The sequence below is a fragment of the Rhodoluna sp. genome (genome assembly GCF_044232805.1).
Taxonomy (GTDB): domain Bacteria; phylum Actinomycetota; class Actinomycetes; order Actinomycetales; family Microbacteriaceae; genus Rhodoluna.
Genome location: NZ_JBIILG010000011.1, coordinates 23,933 through 29,932 on the forward strand (window position 1 = coordinate 23,933; position 6,000 = coordinate 29,932).

The following is a 6,000-nucleotide window of genomic DNA, read 5'->3' on the forward strand; positions in this document are numbered from 1 at the left end:
AGCCAACTCGATTGGCTTGATGGAGCGAAATTGTGGCTTCATAAGCCTTTCTATGTTCACACAGCAAGATTGGTTATTCCGTGAAGGGCTCGGGTGTGGCAATCTAGTAGCGTGAACAATACTTCAGATCCAGTGAAGAGCTGGATTACCGTGGAGCAAGCCGCGGAAGCACTCAACGTTCCAAAAGGAAGAGTTAACCGGCTCCTGGAGGAATACAGCCTGGTGGCAGTCAAAAAAGATGGACAGCTAATGATTCCAGCTGATGTAATCGTTGATGGAGAGCCCTTGGCTCCACTTCGAGGAACCATCATCATGCTGCTGGATTCTGGCTACAGCATCGAAGAGTCCATCAATTGGCTGTTTACTCACTCTGATGTTTTGGGTCAGACCCCACTTCAATCACTTGTAGAAGGTAAAAAGGCCCCAGTCAGGCGTCTAGCTCAGATGCTAGATATCTAAGCCTGGCGGTTAATAACTTTTTGAGCCATCGACTTTAGTTGCGCCTTGGCCTGGCCATCGATTTCAATTCTTTCTAGAGCCGCCATTGCCTGATCGGCCAGTTCGGTAATGGTTCGCTCAACTTTCTCCAGAGCTTTAGAGCCAATGATTGTTTGTTGCAAAAAGGAAACCTGCTCATCTGTTAGCTCTCGCGAGGAAAGCATTTCGTCAAACAGCTTGCCAACGGAGGCCGTCAAAGAGGCTCTGGTGTAACCAATAAGCACAGTGCGCTTTCCTTCTCTAAGGTCATCGCCTGCAGGTTTACCGGTAATGGCCGAGTCGCCAAATACCCCCAGCACATCGTCGCGCAGCTGGAATGCCATACCTAGTGGAACACCAAACTCCGATAATTGCCTTAGCTGATCGGGATTAGCCCCGGCGAATGCGGCACCAATTAGAAGAGGTGCTTCGATTGAATACTTAGCACTCTTGTACAAAATAACGTTGTTGGCCCTGCCAACGGCATCTTCTACTGGCCTTGTGATAGCGGCGTTTTCTTCCACGACGTCCAGGTACTGACCAGCCATTACTTCAACGCGCATTCGGCTGAACTCATCTCGGCAAGCTGCAGAGATTTCGTTGTTTGGAGCATTTAGCAGCGCGCTACCGAATATCTCGCTGCTCCAACCAAGCATTAGATCGCCAACAAGAACAGATCCTGCAATACCAAATCTCTCTGGCGAGCCTGCCCAGTAGGAGTTTTTGTGAAGTGTTTCAAATCTTTTGTGAACGGCTGGTTGACCGCGGCGCAGATCGGACTGGTCTATCAAGTCATCGTGGACCAAAGCCGCACCTTGAAACATCTCGAGCGAGGCCGCAATTCCAACCATGGCTTCGGCCGAGCGCGCACGCTGTTCGCTTGATTGAATAGGGGCAGAGCCAAGGTGCCCAACCCAGGACCAATAGCAAAACAGCGCCCGAAAACGCTTGCCGCCTTGCAGAAGGGCTTGGGTGTAACTAACCAGAGGTGCCAGGTCTTCGGAAATTGCCCCGAACTCTCGCAGCTGGGTGGCACAAAACTCGTCCAGATGCTCCTGCACTAATTTCAGCAGGCTCTCGGATTCATTCACAGCAATAGCCTAACTAGCTTGATTGGGTTAGACTTGGCTCAATACCTATCGAATTGGGAGTTCCTCATGGGTTTGTCAGAGCGCGAACAGCAGCTTCTAGATGAGCTAGAGCGCGGGCTCATGGATAGCGACAAGGGGATAGCCGCTAAGGCTAAGAGGGTCGGAAATCCTGCAGCCAAGCTAATCGGTGGAGCGCTGTTAGCAGTAGTTGGGCTCGGGGTGCTTCTAACAGGAGTACTGATCCAGTTCTCCATTGTTGGCGTGGTTGGATTTTTGATCATGCTCGCTGGTCTATTTGTTGCCACCTCCAACATCCAGCTTCCGGACCTGAGTTCAGGTTTTGGCCAATCCACCTCAAACTCCCCAAAGCCTGGCCGTAACTTCTTCGAAGACCGATGGGATAAGAGGCAAGGGGAGTAAAACCCAGTAAATAGCCCGAATTGACCCTCAATTTGAGGGTCTTTTTTCATTTAAGTCGAAACACGCCCAAAAGGGTCTTTTTTCCCATTTTTGACCACAAAGTGGGTCAAAGTGGTGTATAGTGGAGGAAATCGCAAAAGCGGCTTATTGCAAGGGGAAGGGGAATTCGATGCTTTTAGGCACTCACGCCCCCAAGCTGGACGAAAAGGGCAGGGTTATTCTTCCCGCCAAGTTCCGTGATGATCTATCTGCTGGACTGGTACTTACTCGTGGCCAAGACCGTTGTCTCTATGTTTTTTCCTCAAAAGAATTTGAGGCGATCAACGAAACTATTCGTCAGGCACCAATCACTAGCAAGCAGGCCCGCGACTACCTAAGAATCTTTCTATCCGGAGCATCCGATGAGATCCCTGACAAGCAGGGAAGAGTAACTATCCCACCAGCTCTCAGAACCTACGCAGGACTTGGTAAAGAGCTTGTTGTTATTGGTGTTGGGTCCAGGGCAGAGATTTGGGACGCAACCGCTTGGACTGATTACTTAGCGAATAAAGAAAATGACTTCTCGGAAATTTCCGAGGAGGTGATTCCAGGCCTGTTTTGACCTTGACTGCCTGATTTGGGTTTGATTTTCTTCCCCGATATCAAAACCAATCAGGCGGCTAAGGGGCCTATCACCTCATGACACATAAGAATCTCGAATCACTGCACGAACCGGTGATGCTCTCTCGCACCTTGGAGTTACTGGCCCCTGCGCTCGCGAGTGACTCCGCGGTATTAGTTGATTGCACCCTTGGCCTTGGAGGACACTCCGAGGCTTTTTTGAATAGTTTTGAGAACCTAACCGTAATTGGCATCGACCGTGACCTGGTTGCCCTAGACCTTGCCGGTAAAAGGCTTGAGGTATTTGGTTCACGCGTGAAGTATTTTCACGGAACCTATGAGCAGATTCCCGAGGCTCTTGCTGAGTTTGGCTTTTCTGAAGCGTCAGCCATATTGATGGATCTAGGCGTTAGTTCAATGCAAATCGATAGCCCAGATCGTGGTTTCGCTTACAGTTTTGATGCCCCGCTTGATATGCGAATGGATTCCTCTTCTGGAGAAACCGCCGCGGAGCTGATTGCAACCGCTAGCGAACTAGAACTCGCTCGAATCTTTAAGGAATACGGCGAAGAGCGCTTTGCGAAGAAAATCGCAGCTGAGATTGTTTCTAGACGAGCTGCCGACCGGATTGTTTCCAGTAAACAGCTGGCTAGCATCATCAGCCAGATCGTGCCCTTCATCCCAGGCAAGTCATCCGGTCACCCTGCAAAGCGCGTCTTCCAGGCTCTTCGAATTGCAGTGAACCAAGAGCTAGAGATTCTAGAAAGTGCAATCCCTGCAGCCATCGACGCTCTTGAAATCGGTGGCAGGCTGCTGGTTCTGGCCTACCACTCACTGGAAGATCGCATCGTAAAGCAGGCCATAGTCCAGGCTGCCACTTCATCAGCGCCAATTGACTTGCCTTTCGAGCTTCCAGAGCACGCTCCAGTTTTGAAATTAGTAATAAAGGGCGCCGAGCAGGCAACCCTCCAAGAAATAGCTGCAAACCCGCGCTCTGCTTCAGTGCGCTTACGAGTGGCGGAAAAAATCAGGAAAGTAGCATGAATTCACTAAGAAAATCTCGCGTCAGTGCTCCGGTGGTAATGATTCTGGTGACAGGCTTCGTAGCTGTCTCCATACTCCACCTGCTACTTACCATCCTCACCTCACAGTCTGTGTATGAGTTATCTGATCTTAAGAGAGAAAAGCGCGAGCTGGAGACCACGTCACAGATTCTCTCTGAAGAAGTATCGTCTCTGGCTTCCAATCAGAATTTGCTCAACACCGCTAGCCGCCTAGGCATGGTTGCAAATACCAACCCAGTATTTCTTAGGTTGACCGATCAGGCAGTATTGGGTCACCCGCTTCCTGCACCAATCGCGAGTGCTCAATCCACGAATTTGGTAGCCAATTCGGCAATGATTATTGAGTCAACTCAAATAAACCAGATGACTGTTCCAGCTAGTACAACGGAACCAGTGGCAATCCCGGTGGCACCAGTTGTTTCTTCCAGCCTGATACCAGCATCACCCACAAGATAAGTCCTGAGAGGTTTGTCCACTAATGAATCCAGCGGGGCAAACCAACATCTCCAGAAGAATGAGATTGTTTCTCTCGCTTTCGGCAATTCTGGTTTTAGTTTTTTCAATTCGACTAATTGACTTTCAGATTGTTCGAGCAGAACAAATCAGTCAGCTCTCCTACGAAAAGCGTGCCGTAGCGCGAACTATTCCTGCTATCCGCGGGGACATTGTTGATTCCAACGGCACAATTTTGGCAACCACTGTTTATCGCTACGACATCAACGCTGCGCCAGCGATGGTTGGGCCAGTCGAGAGAGTAATTGACGGAGCTAGCCAAGTTACCAGCGTGGAGCAAGTTGCCGCTGAGCTAGCCAGGATATTGCAGGAAGACGTTGCAACCTTGTTGCCAAAACTTAGTGGAACCTCGAACTACGTTAACCTTAAAAAGCGTGTTGATGCCGATACTCAAAGACAGATTGTTGAGCTGGGCATTCCTTGGATATTCTCCGACGCCTTCCAGAATCGGCTCTATCCAAATGGGGCAGTAGCTGGAAACTTGATTGGTTTCGTGGGGACCGACGGCAAGGCCCTTGCAGGAATAGAAAGACAGTTCAACGCCTGCTTGGCCGGAGTTGATGGCCAAGAGCGCTTTGAAACTGGTGTTGATGGCATCAGGATTCCAGCCAGCGCGGTAGTAACCCAAGAGGTAAAGCCCGGGCGGGATGTAGTTCTCACCATTGACGCAAGCTTGCAATATCAAGCACAGCAGATTCTTGCCAGTGAGGTAGAGCGTTTGGATGCAGACTGGGCATCTGCGGTGGTAATTGAAGTAAAGACCGGCAGAATCGTTTTAGCTGCTGAAGCACCAAGCGTTGACCCCAACGATCCTGGAAAATCTCCGCCAGAAGAACGTGGCGCAAGGGTTTTTCAGTTTGCCTATGAACCTGGATCCACGATGAAGTCCCTAACTGCTGCTACGGCAATTGATTTGGGCTTTGCAAATATGGGTACCAGAGTGAGTGCGCCGGACTCGATAAGGATTTTTGATAGCACCATCATCGATAGCTTTTCGCACGACACTATGAATTTGACCCTTGCCGGTGTGCTGAGGTACTCCTCAAACGTTGGAACGATAATGATTGCTCAAGACATACCGGCCAGTAGTAGGTATGACTATATGCTTCGGTTTGGCCTGGGCAAAGCATCCGAGGTTGGCTTTGAAGGTGAAACCAGTGGAGTGCTTAATGATTACCGGGACTGGGACGGCGTTACAAACGTCACAACATTATTCGGTCAGGGATTATCTGCGTCGTCAGTTCAGATGACATCGGCCTATCAGGCCTTGGCGAACTCTGGTGTGCGGTTGAATCCAGTATTGGTTGCTGGTTGCAGAGACGAAAACGGAGATATGACTTCGATACCGAAATCAACCGCCACCCAAGTGGTATCAGCACAAACCGCCCAAGAGGTCGTTTTGATGCTAGAGGAAGTTGTCGAGGATGGTGCGATTGGTAGAGCTACCGCTGTCCCCGGTTATCGTTCCGCTGGTAAAACTGGCACCGCAGAAATTCCAGAAGGCTCTGGCTACGGAGATTACTTTGCCACTTCGTTCCTAGGAATGGCTCCAGCCGAAGATCCCCAGTATGCAATTGGAGTAATGGTTTACAAACCGAAACAGGTTTACACAAACTCTCAAGCGGCCGTGACCAGCTATCAAAAGATTCTTTCTCAAGTGCTTTTGACCAACAGAATTTCACCCTCGACAAGTGTCTCTCCGGACATTCCAACGGAGTGGTAGAAGATCATGATCAATCTAAGACTCAGCGATCTGGCGCAAATTTTGAATGGCACCTTGGTGGGCGATGCAACTGCTGAAGTATCTGGAACTGTCGAGACCGATTCCAAGCTAA

At 49.9% G+C, this 6,000-nt stretch carries 7 protein-coding genes; 6 read left to right on the forward strand and 1 reads right to left on the reverse strand.

Annotation, left to right across the window (positions count from 1 at the left end; genetic code table 11):
- The first annotated feature begins 111 nt into the window (after positions 1–111).
- Complete coding sequence (locus AC9UES_RS03010; protein WP_509526704.1) at positions 112–459, forward strand: Rv2175c family DNA-binding protein; 348 nt, start codon at positions 112–114, stop codon at positions 457–459.
- On the opposite strand, the gene AC9UES_RS03015 is transcribed toward AC9UES_RS03010, so the two are convergent.
- Entirely contained in the window at positions 456–1,568 is a 1,113-nt protein-coding gene (locus AC9UES_RS03015; protein WP_509526706.1) for a polyprenyl synthetase family protein, read from the reverse strand. The two genes, AC9UES_RS03010 and AC9UES_RS03015, sit on opposite strands and share 4 nt — an antisense overlap.
- A gap of 18 nt (positions 1,569–1,586) precedes the next feature.
- On the opposite strand from AC9UES_RS03015, the gene AC9UES_RS03020 reads away from it, so the two are divergent.
- The 5 genes from AC9UES_RS03020 to AC9UES_RS03040 all read left to right on the forward strand — a co-directional run bounded on the left by AC9UES_RS03020 (position 1,587) and on the right by AC9UES_RS03040 (position 5,888).
- The gene (locus AC9UES_RS03020) at positions 1,587–1,988 is read left to right on the forward strand and encodes a DUF3040 domain-containing protein (RefSeq protein ID WP_509526708.1); all 402 of its coding nucleotides are present in this window, start codon (positions 1,587–1,589) and stop codon (positions 1,986–1,988) included.
- A 169-nt stretch (positions 1,989–2,157) separates the two neighbouring features.
- Complete coding sequence (mraZ, locus tag AC9UES_RS03025; protein ID WP_509526710.1) at positions 2,158–2,589, forward strand: division/cell wall cluster transcriptional repressor MraZ; 432 nt, start codon at positions 2,158–2,160, stop codon at positions 2,587–2,589.
- A gap of 77 nt (positions 2,590–2,666) precedes the next feature.
- On the forward strand, positions 2,667–3,632 hold the full coding sequence (rsmH, locus tag AC9UES_RS03030) for a 16S rRNA (cytosine(1402)-N(4))-methyltransferase RsmH (protein WP_509526712.1): 966 nt from the start codon (positions 2,667–2,669) through the stop codon (positions 3,630–3,632).
- Complete coding sequence (gene ftsL / locus AC9UES_RS03035) at positions 3,629–4,108, forward strand: cell division protein FtsL (protein ID WP_509526714.1); 480 nt, start codon at positions 3,629–3,631, stop codon at positions 4,106–4,108. The genes rsmH and ftsL overlap by 4 nt, the downstream gene beginning before the upstream one ends.
- A 22-nt stretch (positions 4,109–4,130) precedes the next feature.
- Positions 4,131–5,888, forward strand: a complete 1,758-nt coding sequence (locus AC9UES_RS03040) for a peptidoglycan D,D-transpeptidase FtsI family protein (protein ID WP_509526716.1) — start codon at positions 4,131–4,133, stop codon at positions 5,886–5,888.
- Positions 5,889–6,000 lie beyond the last annotated feature (112 nt).